17 protein-coding genes are annotated in these 19,569 nt (G+C 65.3%); all 17 read right to left on the bottom strand.

The window, feature by feature from the left end:
- Positions 1–21: 21 nt before the first annotated feature.
- A complete protein-coding gene (locus tag QM712_RS05130) occupies positions 22–1,032 on the bottom strand; it encodes an ABC transporter ATP-binding protein (protein WP_415021957.1) in 1,011 nt (336 codons plus the stop codon).
- 58 nt (positions 1,033–1,090) lie between these two features.
- A complete protein-coding gene (locus QM712_RS05125; RefSeq protein WP_415021956.1) occupies positions 1,091–2,155 on the bottom strand; it encodes an ABC transporter ATP-binding protein in 1,065 nt (354 codons plus the stop codon).
- 4 nt (positions 2,156–2,159) lie between these two features.
- A complete protein-coding gene (locus QM712_RS05120; protein ID WP_415021955.1) occupies positions 2,160–3,050 on the bottom strand; it encodes an ABC transporter permease in 891 nt (296 codons plus the stop codon).
- A gap of 5 nt (positions 3,051–3,055) precedes the next feature.
- A complete protein-coding gene (locus QM712_RS05115; protein ID WP_415021954.1) occupies positions 3,056–4,009 on the bottom strand; it encodes an ABC transporter permease in 954 nt (317 codons plus the stop codon).
- Positions 4,010–4,325: 316 nt separating this feature from the next.
- Positions 4,326–4,961 (bottom strand): TetR/AcrR family transcriptional regulator, encoded by a 636-nt coding sequence (locus QM712_RS05110; RefSeq protein ID WP_415021953.1) that lies wholly within the window; start codon positions 4,959–4,961, stop codon positions 4,326–4,328.
- An 11-nt stretch (positions 4,962–4,972) separates the two neighbouring features.
- On the bottom strand, positions 4,973–5,731 hold the full coding sequence (locus QM712_RS05105; protein WP_415021952.1) for an enoyl-CoA hydratase/isomerase family protein: 759 nt from the start codon (positions 5,729–5,731) through the stop codon (positions 4,973–4,975).
- Positions 5,728–6,528 carry an enoyl-CoA hydratase-related protein gene (locus QM712_RS05100; RefSeq protein ID WP_415021951.1) on the bottom strand — a complete coding sequence of 267 codons (801 nt, stop codon included), beginning with the start codon at positions 6,526–6,528 and terminating at the stop codon, positions 5,728–5,730. The genes QM712_RS05105 and QM712_RS05100 overlap by 4 nt, the downstream gene beginning before the upstream one ends.
- Before the next feature lie 52 nt (positions 6,529–6,580).
- Positions 6,581–8,023 carry an FGGY family carbohydrate kinase gene (locus QM712_RS05095; protein ID WP_415021950.1) on the bottom strand — a complete coding sequence of 481 codons (1,443 nt, stop codon included), beginning with the start codon at positions 8,021–8,023 and terminating at the stop codon, positions 6,581–6,583.
- Positions 8,020–9,561 carry an FAD-binding oxidoreductase gene (locus tag QM712_RS05090; protein WP_415021949.1) on the bottom strand — a complete coding sequence of 514 codons (1,542 nt, stop codon included), beginning with the start codon at positions 9,559–9,561 and terminating at the stop codon, positions 8,020–8,022. The genes QM712_RS05095 and QM712_RS05090 overlap by 4 nt, the downstream gene beginning before the upstream one ends.
- A gap of 17 nt (positions 9,562–9,578) precedes the next feature.
- Complete coding sequence (locus QM712_RS05085) at positions 9,579–11,213, bottom strand: glycerol-3-phosphate dehydrogenase/oxidase (RefSeq protein WP_415021948.1); 1,635 nt, start codon at positions 11,211–11,213, stop codon at positions 9,579–9,581.
- Complete coding sequence (locus QM712_RS05080; RefSeq protein ID WP_415021947.1) at positions 11,210–12,289, bottom strand: ABC transporter ATP-binding protein; 1,080 nt, start codon at positions 12,287–12,289, stop codon at positions 11,210–11,212. Before QM712_RS05080 ends, QM712_RS05085 begins: the two co-directional genes overlap by 4 nt.
- Positions 12,286–13,890, bottom strand: a complete 1,605-nt coding sequence (locus tag QM712_RS05075) for an ABC transporter permease subunit (protein WP_415021946.1) — start codon at positions 13,888–13,890, stop codon at positions 12,286–12,288. Before QM712_RS05075 ends, QM712_RS05080 begins: the two co-directional genes overlap by 4 nt.
- Positions 13,891–14,011: 121 nt before the next feature.
- Positions 14,012–15,037, bottom strand: coding sequence for an ABC transporter substrate-binding protein (locus tag QM712_RS05070; RefSeq protein WP_415021945.1), 1,026 nt, complete (start codon positions 15,035–15,037; stop codon positions 14,012–14,014).
- 37 nt (positions 15,038–15,074) lie between these two features.
- Positions 15,075–17,174 (bottom strand): acetate--CoA ligase family protein, encoded by a 2,100-nt coding sequence (locus QM712_RS05065; RefSeq protein WP_415021944.1) that lies wholly within the window; start codon positions 17,172–17,174, stop codon positions 15,075–15,077.
- 206 nt (positions 17,175–17,380) lie between these two features.
- Positions 17,381–18,163, bottom strand: coding sequence for an enoyl-CoA hydratase (locus QM712_RS05060; RefSeq protein ID WP_415021943.1), 783 nt, complete (start codon positions 18,161–18,163; stop codon positions 17,381–17,383).
- Between the two features lie 28 nt (positions 18,164–18,191).
- Positions 18,192–18,683, bottom strand: coding sequence for a thioesterase family protein (locus tag QM712_RS05055; RefSeq protein ID WP_415021942.1), 492 nt, complete (start codon positions 18,681–18,683; stop codon positions 18,192–18,194).
- Between the two features lie 21 nt (positions 18,684–18,704).
- Positions 18,705–19,556 carry an alpha/beta fold hydrolase gene (locus tag QM712_RS05050; protein ID WP_415021941.1) on the bottom strand — a complete coding sequence of 284 codons (852 nt, stop codon included), beginning with the start codon at positions 19,554–19,556 and terminating at the stop codon, positions 18,705–18,707.
- Positions 19,557–19,569 lie beyond the last annotated feature (13 nt).

The raw sequence follows: 19,569 nt of genomic DNA, 5'->3' as shown, positions 1-19,569 counted from the left end.
GCCTGGTCCTTAGTGAGCGGCTTAGGCACCGAGAAGCCGTCCAGGACCAGCTTCGCCCGGTTGACTGCCCTTCGCTGTGGCCAGGACACAGCGCGCGAAATGATCGCCCTCGATATGGACATTCGGCGGCTCACTTTCTGTGCAGCGCCGCTCCGCAAACCGGCATCGGGGCACGAAGGCGCAGGTCTCGGGAGCCTTGTCGAGGGAGGGCGGCGTGCCCGGGATGGCTTCGAGCCGGGCTCCCCGGCTCGCGCCGTGAACCGTCGACGACAGGAGCGCTCGCGGGTAAGGGTGCGCCGGCTCACGCACGATCTGACGAAGGGTGCCCTGCTCGACGATTCCACCGGCGTACATGACGGCCACGCGATCGCAGATTTCCACGGCGACCCCGATGTCGTGCGTCACGAAAATCACGGACATGCCGATCTCGCGCTGAAGTTCGCGCAACAGCAGGAGGATCTGAATCTGCACGGTTGCATCGAGCGCGGTCGTCGGCTCGTCGGCCAGGAGAATTTTCGGCCTGCAAGCAAGGGCCAGGGCGATCATGGCGCGCTGCCTCATTCCGCCGGACATCTCGTGGGGATATGCATCCAGGCGGCGGCGGGCCGACGGGATGCGAACCATGTCGAGCATGTCGAGCGCCCGCTTCGTCGCAGCGGAGCGCGTCGCTCCCTCGTGCCTCATCACCGCTTCGGCAATCTGCCGGCCGATCGTGTAGACCGGATCGAGGGCGAGCCCCGGCTCCTGGAAGATCATCGAAACCGATCGCCCCCGGAATGCGGATAGTTCCGCCTCGTTCATGCCGAGGACGTTCCTGCCGAGAACATCGATCGTCCCGGTGATGTGCGTGCGCTTCATCGGCAGAAGCCGCATCAACGCGCGTAGCGTCACGCTCTTTCCCGAACCGGACTCGCCGAGCAGGCCCAGCACCTCGCCCTCTCCCAGCGACAGGCTGACGCCGTTGACGGCGTGAACGGTCCGCTCACCCTCGAACCTCACCTTCAGGTTCCGAACGTCGATGAGATTGCTCATGGGAACTCCGGTGAGTGGTACATCGGGCGAAGACGCACCGTCCCCACCCCTTCGATCGCTAGGAAGAGGTGGGAGCAGCGGGCGCCCTGCTGTGCCCCGAGTTCGGGATCACCATGAAACACGCGGCACGATGACCGCTCGCCGCAACCTCGCTGAGATCCGGTTTGCGTTCGGCGCAAATCGGTTCGGTGAACGGACAGCGCGTGTGAAAACGGCAGCCGGGCGGCGGATCGATCGGGTTCGGCGGATCGCCGGCGAGCGGAGGCGACGCCGTCCGATTGTCGGGATCGGTCGATGGCATCGCGGCCAGCAGCGCGCGGGTGTAGGGGTGCGAGGGGTTTTCCCAGATGTCATCGACCGGCCCGACCTCGACCGTCTCTCCCAGATACATGACGAGCACGCGATCCGAGATATAGCGGACGACATTCAGGTCGTGGCTGATGAAGAGATAGGTCAGGCCGAACTCACGCTTGAGATCGGCCAGAAGATTGAGCACCTGGGCTTCGACCGATTTGTCGAGCGCCGAAACGGCCTCGTCGAGAATGAGCAGGCGCGGCGACAGCGCAAGCGCGCGAGCGATATTGACGCGCTGGCGCTGGCCTCCGGACACCTCGTGCGGGTAGCGATCGGCGAAGGTCTCGGGCCGCAACCCGACCTTCTCCAGCAACTCGCGCGCCAGCGACCGGGCGGCGCGATTGGACATGCCGTTCACCTTGGGTCCGAATGCAACGGATTCCTCGATCGTCAAACGGGGATTGAGCGAAGCGTAGCTGTCCTGGAACACCATCTGCATGCCGCGCCGCAATTCACGCAGCGTCAGATCGCGGCCGACCGTACGGCCGTCGAAGATGATCTCGCCGGAACTGTGCGGCATCAAATGCATCAGGAGCCGCGCCGTGGTCGACTTTCCGCAGCCGGATTCGCCGACGACGCCGACGGTCTCGCCCTTGCCCACCACGAAGCTGACGTCGTCCACCGCCCGCACGGTCCTGTTCGGCTCGAACAATCCTCCGCGGACCGGAAAGTGCTTGGTGAGACCTCGCACGTCGAGCAGGGGCTGCGCCTGGCCCCCGACATCCTCCAATGGCTCCAGCCTGTCAGCAGTCCCGGGAAAAGCGATCATTGCGTCAATTCCGGATGTCCATCGCGCTGCGAAGCCCGTCGCTCAGCAAGTTGAAGCAGATCGACACGGCGAAGATCATCGCGCCCGGCAGCGCGGCCACACCGGGATTGGCATAGATCGCGGTGCGAAGCGTGTTCAGCATGAGCCCCCATTCCGGCTCCGGCGGCTTGGTGCCGAGGCCGAGGAACGAAAGGCCGGCGGCAAGGATCATCGAAACCGAGATCAGGCCGGTCGCATAGACGAAGATGCTCCCGAGGACGTTGCCCAGGATGTGCACGCGCATGATCGTCAGCGGGCCGGCCCCCGACGCGCGAGCGGCCTCGACATAGTCCATGCTGCGTACACCCGTCGTAACGCTCTCCGCGACACGGGTGATCTGGGGCACCAGCACGATGGTCAGCGAGACGATCGAGTTTCCTATCCCCGCGCCGAGCGCACCGGATATCGCGATCGCCAGCAACACCGAGGGAAACGCGTAAAAGACGTCGACCGTGCGCATGATGGCGGTATTGAGCTTGCCTCCGCCGTACCCCGCGACGAGGCCAAGCGAGGTTCCGATGACGAAGGCGAAGAAGACCGGCAGGATGCCGATCACGAGAGACAGGCGCCCGCCATAGATCAGCCGGGCGAGCATGTCGCGCCCGAGTTCGTCCGTGCCGAGCGGATAGCCGGGGGTGCCGATCGCGCGCAGGCGCCGGATCATCGAGCCCTGATAGGGATCGGAGAGGTGCAGGTAGGGCGCCAGAATCGCGGCGAGGATGATCAGCAGCAGAACGGCCGCGCACGTCATCGAGACCTTGTCGCGCAGGATCCGGCGACCAACCGTCGCCCAGTAACCGCGCGCCTGTTTCTTCGGTGAGACGGGAACAACCATATGGTCAGCCAGCACACTCATGCCTGTCAGCTTCGCTTGATGCGCGGATCGATCCCGGCCTGCGCGATATCGACGAGAAGGTTGAGCAGGACGAAGAACAAGGACAGCACGAGGATCGTCCCCTGCAATAGCGGCAGATCCCGCTGGAAGATCGCCGCATTCAGCAGCATGCCGGAGCCGGGCCAAGAGAACACCGTCTCGATCAGGATCGAGCCGCCCAGCATGTAGCCCAGCTGAAGTCCCATGACCGCCAGAGCCGTCGGCGCGGCGTTCTTGAGGACGTGCCGGAACACCTTCGTCTCCCGCAGCCCTTTCGCGCGCAGGGCCTCGACGAAATCCTGCGACAAGATGTCTCCGGTGAGCGCACGGATCGTCCGCGTCACGATCCCCATGGGAATGACGGACATCGTTATGGCCGGAAGGACCAGGTACTTCAGATGGTCCCAGTCCCACGACCACACCGCCGAACCGCCCGGTCCGGCGCCCACCGCCGGCAGCCAATTGAGCAGGACCGAAAAGATGATCACGAGAACCATGCCGAGCCAGTAATGCGGCACGGACACCCCGGCAATCGCAACGGAGGTTGCCGCCTTGTCGATCCAGGTGTCGCGATAATATCCGGCGATCAGCCCGAAGAAGAGCCCGAGCGCGAACCCGAGCGCGGCCGCGAATGCCGCCAGCATGATCGTGTTCCTGACAGCGTTCATGACTTCCTGCAAGACGGGACGTCCCGTCGCAATGGACGAGCCGAGATCGCCATGCAGCGCGCGCCACATCCACATCCCGAACTGGACGGGCAGCGGCCTGTCGAAGCCGTAGGCGCTTCTGAGCTGCTGGGCCAGTTCCTGCGACGCATCGGCCGGCAACACGGCGACGAGCGGATCCCCCGGCGTGATGTGCACGAGCAGGAAGCAGACGAGCGCCACGCTGAGAGCGATGGGCGCAACATAGAGCACGCGCCGCGAGATGTACCTCAACACGGAAAGTCCCCCCAGGTCTCCCGGCGAGCCAAGGTGCGCAGCGCTTTGCCAGGACCTCGTGCTCGATGGCGTCCAGCACCATGTGCCGCGAGGTCTGGGCTCACAAGATCAATATGCGGATCAAATCGTTGCCTTCAAAGCAACGCAGCTCACGCGTTCGGTTCCGCGTTCCAGGCGCGCGCGCATTGTGAACCGTTCGCGTCCGCGGGGAATGCTGCAACTGCGCGACGGACGCACAAGAGCCAAGCTGCAAGCTTGACCGTGACGTGCAGCTATGGGCCGGCGTCATCCATGCGCCGGCCGGACGTGATTCAATTCAATCCGCAGTCTCGGAATCGGATGTACCGGCGCCATTGAACAGCCGGCGCAGGACTTCGATGACCCGCCCGTCCAGCTCCTCGATCGGAATGGCGAGATCACGTGCGAGAACTTCGCGAAACAAGCCGTAACCGTAGGTCGCGGCAGCGTAGGCCGCGTGCAATGCAGGCAGATCGCTTTCCTTCGGAACCAGCCCCAGTGCCTGATCTCTCTGCAGCAGCAGAAGCGTCAGCTCCGCATTCGGCATGAGGCGTGGAGCCGTCGAGCCATCCAGGTGCAGCAGCGTGGTGAGCGACAACACGTCCCTGTTCTTGATCGTAGCCTGGACCGCGTGCGCCACCCGGTCGCCGAGCTTCATCGTATCGCTCGGCGTTCTCGACGAATCGCGCTCGCGCGACATGCGGCGCCTGATGGCCGCGCGAAGCAGTCCGCGCCGGGAGCCGAAGTAATGATAGACGAGGCCGCGCGTCACACCAGCATGCTTGGCCACCTCGTTGAGGTTCAAGCCCGCCAAGACGCCTTCCTTCTCCATCATGGACAACGCGGCTTCCTCGACCTTTTCGGCCGCCGTTGCCTCCTGCTCGGTTGCGGGCTCGTCGGTCTGGCGAGGCGACTTGTCATTGGCCTTCGGCATGTCTGGTCCAATCACCGGTTCGCTGCGAAGCGATCATATGCTCCAGATCGCAACGCCGAGAGGAGGAGCTGACCGTCGAACGCCTCAATATCCCCGATAGTCGAGGCGGCCGCCAGAGCGCGAAACTGAAGTTTTGTGAGCAGGAGCGCGTTCGGATCCAGACCCGTCAGATACGAGACGCGTTCGTCGATGCAGGCGTCGAGTTGCTCGCTCTCGACCGCTGCATTGGCTAGACCGGTCCCTGCGGCCTCCGCGCCTGACAGCCGCTTCGGCGTCAACAGCAACTCCATGGCCTGCGTACGTCCGACAATGGCCGCCAGACGATAAAGCGCGCCCCACCCAAGCGGAACGGAGAGCTCGACTTCGGGCAATCCCATCACCGCATCGTTCGCCGCAAGCCGGATGTCGCAGGCGAGCGCCAATGCGAGCCCACCTCCGAGGACGTGCCCCTGCAAGCGCGCGATGGTGATTGCATTGCACTGCGCGATCGCCCGGCACACGCGGTTGCCGATGGTGATGTCGGCCTGGGTGGCCCCTTGCCCCCGGCTTTCGCCGGAATAGCCGGGATAAGCGCGGCGGTCCGCGCCGGAGCTGAAGGATCGGCCCATGCCCTTGAGGACGATCACACGGGCGCCTGACCGCTGCGCGCCATCGAAGGCCGCCTGCAAGGCATCGAGCGTCGCGGCGTCGAGAGCATTGTGAACCCGCGGCCGGTCGATCACGATCTCGACGACTGCACCGTCGCGCTTGACGATGGATTCGACCGTCATGTCGTGCTCCACAGCGGCGGACGCTTCTGCGTGAACGCGGCAGCCGCTTCCGTGGCATCGGGCGATGCCGCCAACGCGCTGTGACGCTGCGCTTCCCGATCCAGCGCATCCGCGAAACTGATCTCGTCGGCGTCATTCAGGTTGCGCTTGATGGCACGAAGCGCCTCGGGAGCAGCGGCCGCGAGGTCGACAGCAACATCGAGCACGGTGGTCATGAGCGTGTCCGGCTCGGTCACGGCGGAGACGAAGCCGATCTCGAGCGCACGCTGCGCATCGAACGGCTTGGAGTTGAGATAGAAATCGCGGGCGCGCCCGGCGCCGATGATCCGCGGCAGCAACCATGTCCCGCCGAAATCACCGGACAACGCCGCATTCCGGAACGCAGTCGCAAAGCGGACGTTCGACGAGGCGTAGCGGAGATCGGTCGCGCAAGCCCATGACAGACCCGCGCCCGCGCATGCACCGTTGATCGCGGCGATGGTGATCTTCGGCATCTCGCGCAAGAGCTGCGAGGTGCACATGTAGGTCCGCAAGCGGCGCGTTTGCGACGCGAGCGGCGGCTCGCCAGAGACGTCGCCGCCGGGCCCGCGCTTCAGATCTCCGCCGGCGCAGAATGCCCGGCCCGCCCCCGTCAGGATGACGACGCGCACCGAAGTATCGTCGGCCACGGCCTCGAGAGTCTCAAGCGCGGCCACGAGAAACTCGGGCGTCATCGTGTTCATGGCGTCCGGGCGGTTCAGCGTGACCTGCGCAACGCCGGAAGCCGGATGGGACAAAAGGACAAGGTCGCTGCTCATCATCACCTCTTGGCGCCGACATCGGCGCGATTTTCGATCTCATCAGGGCGGATCATGACCGCCGCTCTCCGGAGCCTTGCGACAGCTCCATCATCACCAGTTCAGTGGCCCTGCGCGCGCGGTCGCGGTCGGCCGGAATGGTCCCGGGCAAGGACACGATCGGCTGCGGCGGAGCGGTCCTGAACGCATCTGCCTCACCGAGCGCGGTGAAGCCTAGCCGCGCAGCACCAAGCGTGGTGGCTTCGAGATTCGCCGACTGCACGAGATCCCGTCGAAGCGTCGCGGAGAGGATCGAGCGGAATGCGCTGCTCGCCGCCAGGCCGCCATCAACGCTGATCCGGTCGAGCCGCACACCGAGTTCGCCTTCCAGGCAATCCAGCGCATCGGCGGTCGCGCAGACGATGCTGTCGAGCACTGCACGCACCATGGCCTCCCGGCCGTCGGCGGCCGACAATCCGAGAAAGGCGCCGCGCGCGCCGGGCTTCCAATGCGGGGCGCCAAGCCCGTGCAAGGCCTGCACGAAAACGATTCGCTCGGACAGGATCGATGGATCGACAAGGTCGTCGATTGCTGCGGGGCTGGGCAGAATGCCGATCCTGACGAGCCATTCGATGGCCGAGCCCGCCGACTGGATCGAAGTCTCCGTGCCGTAGGTCACGCCGCTCTTGTCGCTGTAAGCGATGTTGGAGAATGCCGCGCGGCTGCTGACGGCGATCGGTTCACGGCCGACGACGACGTTCAGGACACCCACGGTGCCGAACGTCAGCTTGGCTTGTCGTGGCTCGGTGCAGCCCTGGCCGAGCAGGGATCCCTGCTGGTCGCCGATCATGCCGAGGACAGGCAGCCCCGCGTCGATCGCGCTGGCGACGCCATGCGGTCCGACCGACGGAACGGGCTCCGGCAGAATCGACAAGGGGACACCGAGGACGTTTGCCAGAGCCTCGTCCCAACACAGCGTGTCGTGCCGCAGGAGGCCGGACTGCGCCGCGTTGGTGAAGTCGGTGACGTGGGTCTGGCCACCCGACAGGACCGAGATGATGAAGCTGTCCAGCGTTCCCGCACGCAACGTCCCGGCGGCGACGGCCTTGCGATCCGGATCGACCTGGTCGAGCAGCCAGCGGAGCTTGCTGCCGGTGAGATTGGGGATATGACCGCTGCCCGATTTTCGCAGCGCGCGGTCGAACGCGGCCGTGCGCAAGTCGGACCAGGACAGCACCGGTCCCATCACCCGGCCGCTCGTCCTGTCCCAAAGCAGGCAGCTCACGCGCTGGTTGGCAATGGCAATGCCGAGCGGATTCCATTCCTCCGCCAGCCGCTTCGTCTCGGCAAGCAGCGTCGTCGCGATCAGATCGCCGTCCCAGGCCACCTCCCCTGCCTTGCCCGCAAGGTTGGGCAGCACGACCCGCCGCGCTTCCAGGATGTCTCCGGTCGCGGAGACGATCGAGAAGCGCAGGCTTGTCGTGCCGAAGTCGATGACCAGGACGGGGCGGATCACGGCGCCTCGCTCTTGGGTGCGGCCGTGACGTCGTCCGACCACACCGGCGGCGCGCCGAACGGACTGTCGAGGCCCATCTTTCCGGGATTGAGAATGCGGTTCGGATCGAGCGCGGATTTCAAGCGGTCGAGCACGTCGAAGCTGCTACCGAGCGCGCTCCGCATGAAGCGGCCGCGGCCGAGCCCAACCCCATGGTGGTGGCTCAGGTTTCCGCCGTTCTCCAGCACGGTGGTCGCCGCGGCATTCCAGACCTGACGATACCATCCCGGACGCTGGTCCAGGTCGGGCCGTCCGCCGAACATGAAGTAGAGCCCGACACGATCCGGATAGACGTGAGAAATGTGGGCCGTCGCGGTGCGCGTACCCGCCACCGCCGATATCGCCGCGGTGGTCTTCTCGTAGATCTCGACCACGCGCGACCAAGGCGCCGTGACCTCCATCGTATCCGGCGCGCGATCGGTTATCAGGCCGCCCATCGTTTCGACATTGTTACGGTGAGACATCCATTGCTCCACCGGACCTTCGCCGAGCGCAACTCCGTCGCATTCGTTGAGCACGACCTGCCAGGGTCCGTCGATCACGGCCGCATCGCCCTCGTCGCGCAGCACCAGGACGGCCTGGTTCTCCGTACCGAAATTACGGCGCGATTCGACCTCGTCATAGAGTCTCACGATCGCCGGAGCCGCGCCACGCTGCACGAAGCGGCGGATTGCGGCGACGCCGGCCGCAAAGCTGGGAAACGCCACCGCGGCGTTGCAGGCGTGATCCACCTTCGGCCAGACGTGCAGACGTGCGGAGGTGATGACACCGAGCGTGCCTTCCGAACCGACGAACAGCTGGGTGAGATCCGGCCCGGTCGCCGAATGGGAATAGTCGCTGGTGTCGATGACGCTGCCATCCGCGAGTACGGCGGTGACGCCGATCGTCATGTCGGCGATCGTGCCGTAGCGGCTCGACATCTGGCCCGCGCCACGGCAGGCGATCCATCCGCCCACCGTCGACAGCGCGATGGATTGCGGCCAGTGGCCGGCGGTGTACCCTGCCTGCTGCAATTTCGCCTCGAAATCGTCACCGAATGTCCCGGCTTGAACGTCGACGACGAGATCCTCCTCCCGCAGATCGACAATTCCGGACAATCGCGTGGTGTCGAGCACGACACCTCCGAACACCGGCAGCGAATTTCCGAGCACGCCCGAACGGCCACCGGCCGCCACCACCGGGATGCGCGCCTCATTGCAGAGGCGCAGCACCGCCGCGATCTCCTCCACCGACAACGGCGTCACCACCGCCGACGGCAGACGCGCCACGCGATTGCCCGTCGCCCAGACGAGGCCCAGCGGCCACCAGTCGCGCGCGAAGGTGAACAGGCTCTCGTCATCCACACGCGTGGTGCAGATGGCTTCGAGCTTCCGGACCACGCTGTCCGGCACCGCGACGGCGCGGCCGCTCAGGGTCTCGCCGTGGAACTGCGCGCGTCCGACCGGACCTCCCGGCGGATTCGGCGGCTGACGCGATGGGATCGAAAGCGGATTTGCCATTCTATGTCCTTTTCAATTCAGGCGGCCGCCAATGGGCCAAGCTCGCGGCGGAGGGTGCCGCGCACATTCGCTATCTCGCGGTGTCGTCGTTCATCGGACCAATCCGTCCAGTCCATGATCCGGCCGGCGATCGAATCGAGATTGCCGAGGACGGCGCGTCCGTCGAACAGGCCGACCCGCGTGCGCCGCATCAGCACATCTTCCAGACTTCCCGCCATCTCGGCGTGAAGCCCCCAGACCGCCTCGGCGATCAGGCTGTCCGATTGTCCGGCGATTGTCGCCGACAACGCTTGATCTCGTGCCGCGAGCGCCTGCACCTTCGCAGCCTGGACGCCGTACCGGTTCAATCCTTCGACGGGCGCGGAAAACTTGAAGTCAGCGCTCGCGCCATGAAGGCGCAGCTTGCGCGTGCGGCATGGACGTTCGTGGTTCAGGGCTCGCGCGACCACGTCGACAGCCTCTTCGGCCATCGCACGGTAGGTGGTCAGCTTTCCGCCGGTCACGGACACGAAGCCTTCCGCGTCCATCGTGATGCGATGCTTGCGCGAGAGGTCGGCCGTCCGGGCCTTGCTCTGGTCGGCGAGCAGCGGCCGGAAGCCGCTCCAGCCGCCCGTGACGTCCGCCAGCGTGACGGGCACGCGGATGTTGCGGTTGATGCCGGCCAGAACGTACTCGACATCCCGTTCGGTGATGCCCGGCGCGTCGATGGCGCAGTCCGCGGCCGTATCGGTCGATCCGACATAGCTGAACTCGCCGGCATCGACGACGGACATCGTGCGCCTATCGGAGGTCGGAAGGCTGACGGCAACGTCGTTTCCGAACAGGCGTCGCGGAAACACGAGATGGGTGCCCTTCGCCGCGACGAGGCCCTGCGCCGGCTTGAGATTGGCGCGTTCCAGGAGATTGCCCGCCCAGATGCCGGTGGCGTTCACCACCATTCGCGCCGCAATGTCGAATTCGCCTTCACGCGTCCTCACGGAGACGCGGCGCAATCCGCCCGCCGGCTCGGAAATGCCGACGCATTCGGCGTGATTGACCACGGCCGCGCCGTGCGACGCCGCGGTCGCCGCGACGGCGAGCGTCAACCGCGCATCGTCCGTGCGCAGATCGTGAAACAGATAGCCTTCGCCGACCTTGGCGGGATCGAGGGCCGGCATATGCGCCAGCACTTCCGGCGCCTTGAGCCGGCGGTGACGGCGGCCGATCCGCCACGATCCCGCGAACTGATAGCTCCACAGCGCGGCGCCGAGCGCGCGCGACACTTTCGGATTGATCAGGCCGCCCTTGAGGAAGAGCGGAATCATGAATGGCAGGATCGACACCAGATGCGGCGCGTTCGACTGCAGCAGTGTCCGCTCGCGCAGGGATTCGCGGACCAGGGCGACGTCGCCGGTCTGCAGATAGCGAAAGCCGCCATGGATCATCTTCGACGAGCGCGACGAGGTGCCCGAAGCGAAATCGGCCTTCTCGATCAGTCCCACCGAAAATCCGCGCGTCACCGCATCCAGCGCGACGCCGGCGCCGGTCGCACCGCCGCCGATCACCAGGACGTCCAGGGTGCGATCGGCGAGCCGGGCCAGATGCCCGGCGCGATCGGCGAGCGGTTCGCCCGCCGCAAGCTGCCTGATCTCCTGAAGCCGGGGGACGTTCATGGCGCAGCCCCGCTCGAAACGACGCGGACGTCAGCCAGCGACCAGACGAAATTCACGGTGTCGCCGATGCCAAGGGAGGAACCATCGGCGACGCGGGCCAACACCGTCTGACCGTCGGCCGCGCGCGCTTCCACCCGCCAGGTCGCTCCGGAGAAGGTCACGTCCGTGAGCGAGGCCGCAAATCCATCCTCGCCGGCGCCGGGACCGCTCCGGCCCACCCGCACTTTCTCCGGGCGCACCATCGCTGCCAGCGGACCCGCTGAGACCGGACCCGGCAGCCGCAGCTTGCGCGCGCCGCAATCGAGATGTTGGCCATCGGACGTGCCGCGGAAAATGTTCGAGTCGCCCAGGAAACGCGCGACGAACTCGGTCGCCGGCCTGTCGTAGAGCCCCTGCGGCGCGCCGACCTGTTCGATACGTCCCTCGTTGAACACGACGACGCGGTCCGACAGCGTCATCGCTTCATCCTGGTCGTGCGTCACGAAGATGATGGTCACCCCGAGCTCACGATGGATCCGGCGCAGTTCGAGTTGCAGGCTCTCGCGCAGCCGCTTGTCGAGCGCGCCGAGCGGCTCGTCCAGCAGCAGCAGCTTGGGCTGGAACACCACGGCGCGCGCCAGGGCGACCCGCTGTTGCTGCCCGCCCGACAATTGGTCCGGTCGGCGGTCGGAATATCCCGCCATCTCGACGAGTTCGAGAACGCGGCGAACCTGCCCCTCGATCGACTCGCGGCCGAGGCGCGGACGGCGCTGCTCCAGCGGATAGGCGATGTTCTGGCGAACCGTCATGTGCGGAAACAGCGCGTAGCTCTGGAACACGACGCCGATGCCGCGCTGGTGCGCCGGGACGTTGCCGAGGTCGCGCCCATCCAGGGTGATGCGACCCGCGCTCGCCTCGGTGAACCCCGCGATGAGATTCAGGGTCGTGGTCTTGCCGGAACCGCTCGGTCCCAGGAACGTGACGAACTCGCCGGGGGCAACGTCCAGCGACACATCGCGGACCACGGTCAGCGAACCATACGTCTTTGCGAGGCTGCTCAGGACGAGCGAGGCGCCGTTGGCGGAAGTGTTGGTCATGTCGGACGTTGAAACTTTCTCGAGAGCATGGAGCTTCCAAGCACCAGCAGAACCGTCAGCAGCAACAGCATGGTGGATGCGGCGGCGATGGTCGGGTCGATATCGGTGGCGACGGAGCGGTACATCTGGACCGGCAGGGTCCGCAGGTCCGTCCCGCTGATGAACAGCGAGACCACGACCTCGTCGAAGGAGATCACGAAAGCGAACAATCCGCCGGTCACCAATCCGGGCGCGATCAAGGGCAACACCACCCGAAAGAGGGTCACGATGCGGTCGCCGCCGAGGCTCGCGGAGGCCTGTTCAAGCCTCGTATCGAACTGCTCCAGCGCGGTCATGACCGGGATGAACGAGAACGGCAACGCCAGGACTGTGTGGGCGATGACGAAGCCGGTATAGGTGGCGTTCAGTCCCCACGTCAGGAATACGCCATAGATCGCGAGCGCGATGATGATACCCGGCACGATGCGCGGAGCCATCACGAAGGAGCGCAGCAGGTTCCGCAGCGAGGCCGAGGTCCGGCGCATGGCAAGCGCGGCGCTGACCGACAGGATGATCGACAGCACCATGGTGAGGCAGGCAACCTGCAACGAGGCAATGAGCGAGCCGTACCAATCCTCGTTGCCGAAGAACCGCGCGTACCACCGCGTCGACCAGGAAGTCGGAGGGAAGGCGAAGCTAGTATTGCCAGGAAAACTCAGCGGAATCACCACGAGGCTCGGCGCCAGCAAGACGATGCCGACCGCGGCGGCCCAGAGATACAGCCATGCCGCATGAGACACGGCTTCGCCGCCCGTTTGTCCCGCACGCGCCGTGACCGCCCCGGTCACGTCGAACCGCGTCATGGCCGGCAGCACGACCACGAGCGCCATCAGCAACAGCAGCATGGAGGCGGCGGATGCGAGCGGCACGTTCAGGACCGTGTTGATGAGCGTATAGATGAGCTGAGAGAGCAGCTGTTCCTGCGGAGAGCCGACAAGGCCGGGGATGACGTAGAAGCCGAGCGAGGTGATGAAGACGATGACCCAGCCGCTCACCACGCCGGGCAGCGACAGCGGCCAATAGACGCTCCGGAACGTCGTCCAGCCGTTGGCGCCGAGCGACTGGCTGGCGGTGAGCAGGCGACGGTCGATTCCAATCATGGTGCTGTAGAGCGGAAAGATCATGAACGGCAGCATGATCTGCACCATGGCGATGGTGACGCCCAGGGTCGAGCCGCGCAGAACGAGCGAGTCGAAGCCGAGCGACTGCACGAAGCGATCCACGATGCCGTTGCGCTGCATGACCACGATCCAGGCGAACGACCGCACCATCACGCTGGTGAAGAACGAGATCAGCACCACGCCCGTCAGGACCGTGAGCATGTGACCGCGCACCCGGCTCATCAGGTAGGCATAGGGATAGGCGATGAGCAGGCACAGCGTGCTGACGAGTGCCGCCGTCACGAGCGTGCGCAGCAGGATGCGGACATAGACCGCGCTGGACAGGAACGCCGTATATTGCGCCAGCCAGCCGCCGTCGCCGAGCACGCTCTGCGAGACGATGAGAAGCGTGGGCCAGACGAAGAACAGCGACAGAAAGACAGCCGTGGGCAGCATCTGCATGCCGGCCACGACGGAAGAGCCTTTCCTTGATCGCGCGGAGTTCATGTTCGCCTATGCCGTGACGTATCGAATGTCTTGCAGGGATTGAGGGGCGAGCAGCAGCGCTGCTCGCCCACCAACATCAGGAGTTCAGCCACTCGACCCAGCGCTTCTGGATCTCTTCGGCATGGTCCGCCACCCATTTCAGGTTGAGGCGGATCGCGGACTTGGCGCGCTCGGGCGTACCCGCGAACACCTTCATGCCGGCTTCGTCGAGCTTCGGGTTCGCGCCGATCAGCGCAGGCGTGACCGGATAGAGCTCGGTGAGGCGCGCCTGCTGCTTGTCCTCGAGGGCATTACGAATGTAGGCCTCGCTGGCCTGCTTGTTCGGCGCCCCCTTCGGAATCGCGAGAACGTTGTTGTAGATGATGTGCTGGTTCCACACCGGCTCGAACGGCGCGCCGTTCTTCAGGGCCGGATAGGCGCGTGACGACCATGCCATGATCATGTCGACCTCGCCGCTCTCCATCATCTGGGTCGACTGGGCGCCGGTGCGCCAGAACACGATGTGCGGACGCAGTTCGCTGAGCTTCTTGAAGGCCCGATCGAGGTCGAGCGGATAGAGATTCTCCGGAGCAACGCCATCGGCGAGCAGCGCGATCTCGAGGTTCACGCCTTCCGCACCGTCCCAGAGGCCGCGCTTGCCGGGAAACTTCTTGAAATCGAAGAAGTCGGCCCAGTTCTGCGGCCCGCCGTTCGGAAACTTGGTCTTGTTGTAGAGCATGATGTTGGCATAGCCGGCATCAGGCACGCCGCATTCGTTGCCGAAGCCGGCGTTGACGCGGTTCGGATCGACGAGGCCCGGCGTGAGCTTTTCGAACAGGGTGTCGCAGTAGCGCAGGGTGAAGACCGGCGGGACCTCGACAACGTCCCAGGTGACGTTCTTCGCACCGACCATCTGCTGGATCTTCGGCAGGCTCTGCGGCGAGTCGCCCTTGACCTTGATGCCGGTCTTCTCCGTGAAGCTCTTGCCCCAGGCTTCGAGCGTGGCTTCGAGATACGGGCCGCCGGGATTGACGATGGTGATGGACGCCGGCTGCTGCGCGAGAGCGGACACGGTTCCGATCAACGCGAGGGCCGCGACGCCCGATACGAACTTACGATACACTTGGTCTTCCTCCCCTTGATTGCATCAACTTTTCTGTTCAGGCTACGGCCGTCGCGTGATGCTGTTCGACGACGATGAGGGCATCGAGGGCGATCAGGCCACCATGGGCCGTGCGCACCATCGGATTGATATCGACTTCCCGGACCTCGGGCGCCGCGAGCAGACGCTCGATTCCGTCGACGAGCCCGGCGACGGTCCCGCGCGAAAGATCGTAGGCCTTCTCGACCCGGGCGGAGAACGCTGCCCGTGCGGCATAGGACGCACTCAGCAGCAGGACGTGACGCTCACCATGGGCTGCTTCGATGTTGATGCCGCCCGGTCCGATCAGGATCGCCGGACCGTAGGCCGGATCGACCAGGCCACCGACTCCGATCTCGCTCTCGAACGGAACCATCGGCTGGATCAGCAGGCAGCGGTGCGGATCGGCCGACACCTCGTCGAGACGACGGGACAAACGCTCGATCACCGCCCCAAGCCGGTCGACGGACACGCCCACTTCGACGAGACCGACGCGGTTGCGATGCAGAACGTCGGCGGCATTGCCCTTGATGACGCAGCGCGCCCATCCCTTGGCGGTAACCTTCTCGATCGCAGCCGCGGCCTGTCCGGAAACCACGGCGACCGCATCGACCACATCGACGCCGAGTTCGCGCAGCACCGCTCCCGCCTCGCGCTCCGCGATGGTCGCCTGCCCTGCACGCAGATCGGGCAATCGAACCGGAGCGACATCGCGGCGCCGCCATTCGGCGTTGCCGGTCGAAGCCGCCGTCATCTGGGCGGCGACCGCACGCACACCACCACCAATGGTCGACGTCAGGACGTCCCGCTCGGTCACGGACGCGTAAAACTCTGCAGGCGCGGCCTGCCAGACGAAAACCGCGGGCTTCGACATCGCGCCGCAATAGCTCGCGATCGGAGCGACCCTCTCGCCGATGATATCGCCGAACGCGTAATACACCACGACGGCATCGACCTCCTCGGCGCCGTCCAGCACCTTGAGGCACGGCTCGACCCGATCCAGCAGCGCTTCCCAGCCGCCGCCGATATCGAGCGGGTTCTGGTCGCCCGCCTCGACGAGGCCGGTCTTGCGGATCGCCTGCCGCAGCGGCTCGGAGAAGGCCTCGACGCGAGCGCCTTCGGCCACCAGCCGGTCGGCGAGCAGCGCGCCCGCGCCGCCGGAATTGCTGAGGATTGCGACCCGCGGCCGCTCCGGCATTTTCCAGCCGCGCCGAAGTGCCGCGAGCACGGGCTGCACGCCTTCGTCGTCGCGGATGCGAACGATGCCCATGTCGCGCGTGAGCGCCTCGAACAGCGTTTCATTGCCGGCAATGGCCGCGGTGTGCGACAGCGCCGCGCGCCGTCCGGCGTCGGAACTGCCGGCCTTCAGGACGATGATGCGCTTGCCGAGCGCGTGCGCGCGCGCGGCCGCTTCGGCCAGCACCTGGGGATCGCGCAGCGTTTCAAGATAGACGAAAGCGATGCCGACATCGTCGCGCTCGATCAATTGCCGCGCGAGCATGGCAGCCGTAACGACGGATTCGTTGCCGACGCTGATGAAATGGGAATAGCCGACCCCGCTCTCTTCCACGCATTGCGCCAGCACGAGACCCAGAGCGCCGGATTGCGCGATCAGCGCGACCGGCCCCGGCGGCAGCAGCGGGCGATTGAGGAACGGCGCGACAGACATCTTCACCGAAGCGGTGCGGTTGGAGAATCCGAGACAATTCGGTCCGAGGAACGGCATGTCGCCCGCGGCCTCGACAAGCTCGCGCTGGAGTTGCTCGCCCTTCTCGCCGATCTCGGCGAAATTCGAGGCGAACACGATGGCCGCCTTTGCGCCGATCTCGCGCGCCTGGCGAACGACGTCGACGCTTTGCTCGGCACGCACGCAGATCGCGACCAGATCAGGCGCCGGCTTGTCGCCGAGCGAACGCACGGTCTCGAAACCAGGAACGTCCTTGGTCGGATGCACGGCATAAAGAGTGCCGCCATAGCCGCCCTCGGCGAGCACGCGCATGGTGCGGTACCCCCAGGAGTTGGGAGCAGCGGGCGATACGCCAACGACCGCAATCGACTTCGGCTCGATCAACGCACCGATATCGAAACCACCCTCCGCTGACGCCCGAGCTTCGCGCAACGCCGTACCCCCCGATTGACATTATCATTACGATAGCCAGTCCTGACATTATGTCAACACTACCTATCGATACGTCAATCTCGGGTAGACGGCGCGTGCAACAGCGCGCCCGTCGTGCAGGCGGGAGGTTTCGGCAAGCGCGCGGTCAAATTGCCTACAGACGGGCTGTCGACGGATACCACCTTCCATCCGGCGACAGCCGAGAGCTATTTGCCCTCGAAGCGAGGAAGGCGCTTTTCCACGAACGCTCGCCTGCCCTCCCTGTAGTCATCGCTCGCGAAGCAGGCCGCGACCGCGCGATCGACCGTCTCGATGTCACCCACTTCCGTGACCGCAAGATCGACCGCGAGCTTGGCCGCATGAATCGTCATCGGCGCGTTGCCGGCCATTTCAAGCGCAAGCTCCGTCACGCTGGACGAAAGCTCGTCGCTCGGAAAGATGCGGTTGACCAGCCCCATCGAACAGGCTTCCTCCGCCGTGAACTGCCGCGCGGAGAAGAAGATCTCCTTTGCGAAAGACGGGCCGACGAGTGCAACAAGCTGCTTGATGCCGTCATAGGCATAGCCCAGGCCGAGCCTCGCCGCAGGAACGGAGAAGCGGGCATTGACCGCGGCGTAGCGCAGGTCGCAGCACAACGCGACGCCCACCCCGCCGCCGAGGCAGTATCCCTGAATCATCGCCACGGTCGGCTTCGGGCACGACAGGATGGCCTGATTGGCCGACTTCGCCGCATCGTCATAGGCAGCCAGATCCGCCGTCGCGCTGCGCCTGCTCTCGAACTGCGAGATATCCGCGCCCGATATGAATGCCTTTTCGCCGGCGCCGCGCAACACGATGACACGCACCTCGGGATCATCGACCAGACGCGCCATCAGCATCGGCAGCGATTGCCACATCTCGAAGCTGACGGCGTTGTATTTTTTGGGATTGCTGAACGTGACCCAGCCGATCGCGCCGTCCCGCGCGACCTCGATCCTGCCTTCGGACATCGGAATTCTCCGTGACAACGCGCCGCGACTATCGCTTCGCTTCGAGCCTGCGACCGCACCAGTCGGGGATGGGCAGGCTTGCATGGATCTCGCGCGCGGCCTCGATGCGCGGCTGAACGCTGTCGAGGAACGGCGTCACGCGGCGCGAGGTGAGGTTGACGTGCAGGTACATCACTTCCTGTGCCGCGGCGCGCTCCCCGCTCGCAATGTGGTAGATCTCGTGCGCGAAATGCAGCCGCTTGGTGTCCGCCGAGACGATCTGCGTGCGCACCCGCAACCTGTCCCCGAGATGGAGTTCGCGGAAATACAGGGTATGGGTTTCGGCGGCGAAGATCCCGTGGGACGAGCCCTCGACATAGTCGGCGCCGAGCCCGAGCGCATCGCCGGCCGCATAATTCCCGCGATCGAACACCACGCCGTAATAGGCCATGTTCATATGCCCGTTGATGTCGATCCATTCCGGCAGGATATCGGTCTCGTATCGTTCAAACGGACAGGGAAACTCTTCACGCGAGGTCATGGGAGACGTTTCCGATCTCGATCAGCCATTGCGCCATCCCTTGCGCCAGCTCCCGCGCTCGACCTGGGACAGGAAGCCGTCGACCTCCCGGTTGAAGTCCGCGGGCTCCTCGAGGTTGATGGCGTGCCCCGTGTTCGGCGCGATCCAGAGGCCGGCACCGGGAATCGTCGCCTTCAGCATCAGGTTCGTCTCCAGGCAGTGCGTATCCTCGTCGCCGACGGCGAGCAGCACCGGCACCGTCATTCGCGAGAACTGTTCCTTGAAGTCGTGCAGCGAGGGACGCAGCGCCTGATAGCGGGCCATCGTGGTCGACATTCCCTTGGCCGAGTGGTCGCCCAGATGATTGACGAAATCCTGCCAGCCCCTGGGATCCTTGTACTTGAGCTGGATTCGCGTCAGGTGATGGCCCATCTCCAGCGCCATCGCCGCCATGCCCTTGTCGCGGAACGACTGCGCGAGCGCGGGTGCTTCCTTGAGAAAGGCCTCCCGCTGCGAAGGCGCCGACCCGGACCCCGCACCGGCCGCGACGATCGCGCTGGCGCGCGTGCCGTGCTTCAACCCGAACTGAAGCGCCGCATAGCCGCCCATGCTGAGCCCGACGACATGAGCGCGCTCGATCTTGAGCGCGTCCATGACAGCCAGGAGGTCGCTCACCGCGAATTCCCAGCCATATTGAGCGGGATCATCAGGAACATCGCTCGGCGGATAGCCCCGCGCGTTATAGGTCACGCAGCGATAGCCGCGCGAGAAGTAGCGAACCTGCGCTTCCCATTCCCGGAAGTCCGATCCGAACTCGTGAACGAAGACGATCGGGTAGCCGCTTCCGGTTTCCTCGACATAGAGCCTAACGCCGGACGCATCGATATGTGCCATGTCTTCACTCCCG

The organism is Bradyrhizobium sp., from assembly GCF_047605465.1.
GTDB lineage: Bacteria > Pseudomonadota > Alphaproteobacteria > Rhizobiales > Xanthobacteraceae > Bradyrhizobium.
The sequence above is the reverse complement of the archived record's forward strand: the minus strand, read 5'-3'. Positions and strand labels throughout refer to the sequence as shown.

Excerpts from the sequence above, each read along its gene's own strand:
- QM712_RS05090 (WP_415021949.1), bottom strand. The coding sequence starts at position 9,561 with ATGGCAAATCCGCTTTCGATCCCATCGCGTCAGCCGCCGAATCCGCCG.
- QM712_RS05060 (WP_415021943.1), bottom strand. The coding sequence starts at position 18,163 with ATGTCCGAAGGCAGGATCGAGGTCGCGCGGGACGGCGCGATCGGCTGG.
- QM712_RS05075 (WP_415021946.1), bottom strand. The coding sequence starts at position 13,890 with ATGCAGATGCTGCCCACGGCTGTCTTTCTGTCGCTGTTCTTCGTCTGG.
- QM712_RS05080 (WP_415021947.1), bottom strand. The coding sequence starts at position 12,289 with ATGACCAACACTTCCGCCAACGGCGCCTCGCTCGTCCTGAGCAGCCTC.
- QM712_RS05085 (WP_415021948.1), bottom strand. The coding sequence starts at position 11,213 with ATGAACGTCCCCCGGCTTCAGGAGATCAGGCAGCTTGCGGCGGGCGAA.
- QM712_RS05100 (WP_415021951.1), bottom strand. The coding sequence starts at position 6,528 with ATGAGCAGCGACCTTGTCCTTTTGTCCCATCCGGCTTCCGGCGTTGCG.
- QM712_RS05125 (WP_415021956.1), bottom strand. The coding sequence starts at position 2,155 with ATGATCGCTTTTCCCGGGACTGCTGACAGGCTGGAGCCATTGGAGGAT.
- QM712_RS05050 (WP_415021941.1), bottom strand. The coding sequence starts at position 19,556 with ATGGCACATATCGATGCGTCCGGCGTTAGGCTCTATGTCGAGGAAACC.
- QM712_RS05120 (WP_415021955.1), bottom strand. The coding sequence starts at position 3,050 with ATGAGTGTGCTGGCTGACCATATGGTTGTTCCCGTCTCACCGAAGAAA.
- QM712_RS05055 (WP_415021942.1), bottom strand. The coding sequence starts at position 18,683 with ATGACCTCGCGTGAAGAGTTTCCCTGTCCGTTTGAACGATACGAGACC.
- QM712_RS05130 (WP_415021957.1), bottom strand. The coding sequence starts at position 1,032 with ATGAGCAATCTCATCGACGTTCGGAACCTGAAGGTGAGGTTCGAGGGT.
- QM712_RS05110 (WP_415021953.1), bottom strand. The coding sequence starts at position 4,961 with ATGCCGAAGGCCAATGACAAGTCGCCTCGCCAGACCGACGAGCCCGCA.
- QM712_RS05105 (WP_415021952.1), bottom strand. The coding sequence starts at position 5,731 with ATGACGGTCGAATCCATCGTCAAGCGCGACGGTGCAGTCGTCGAGATC.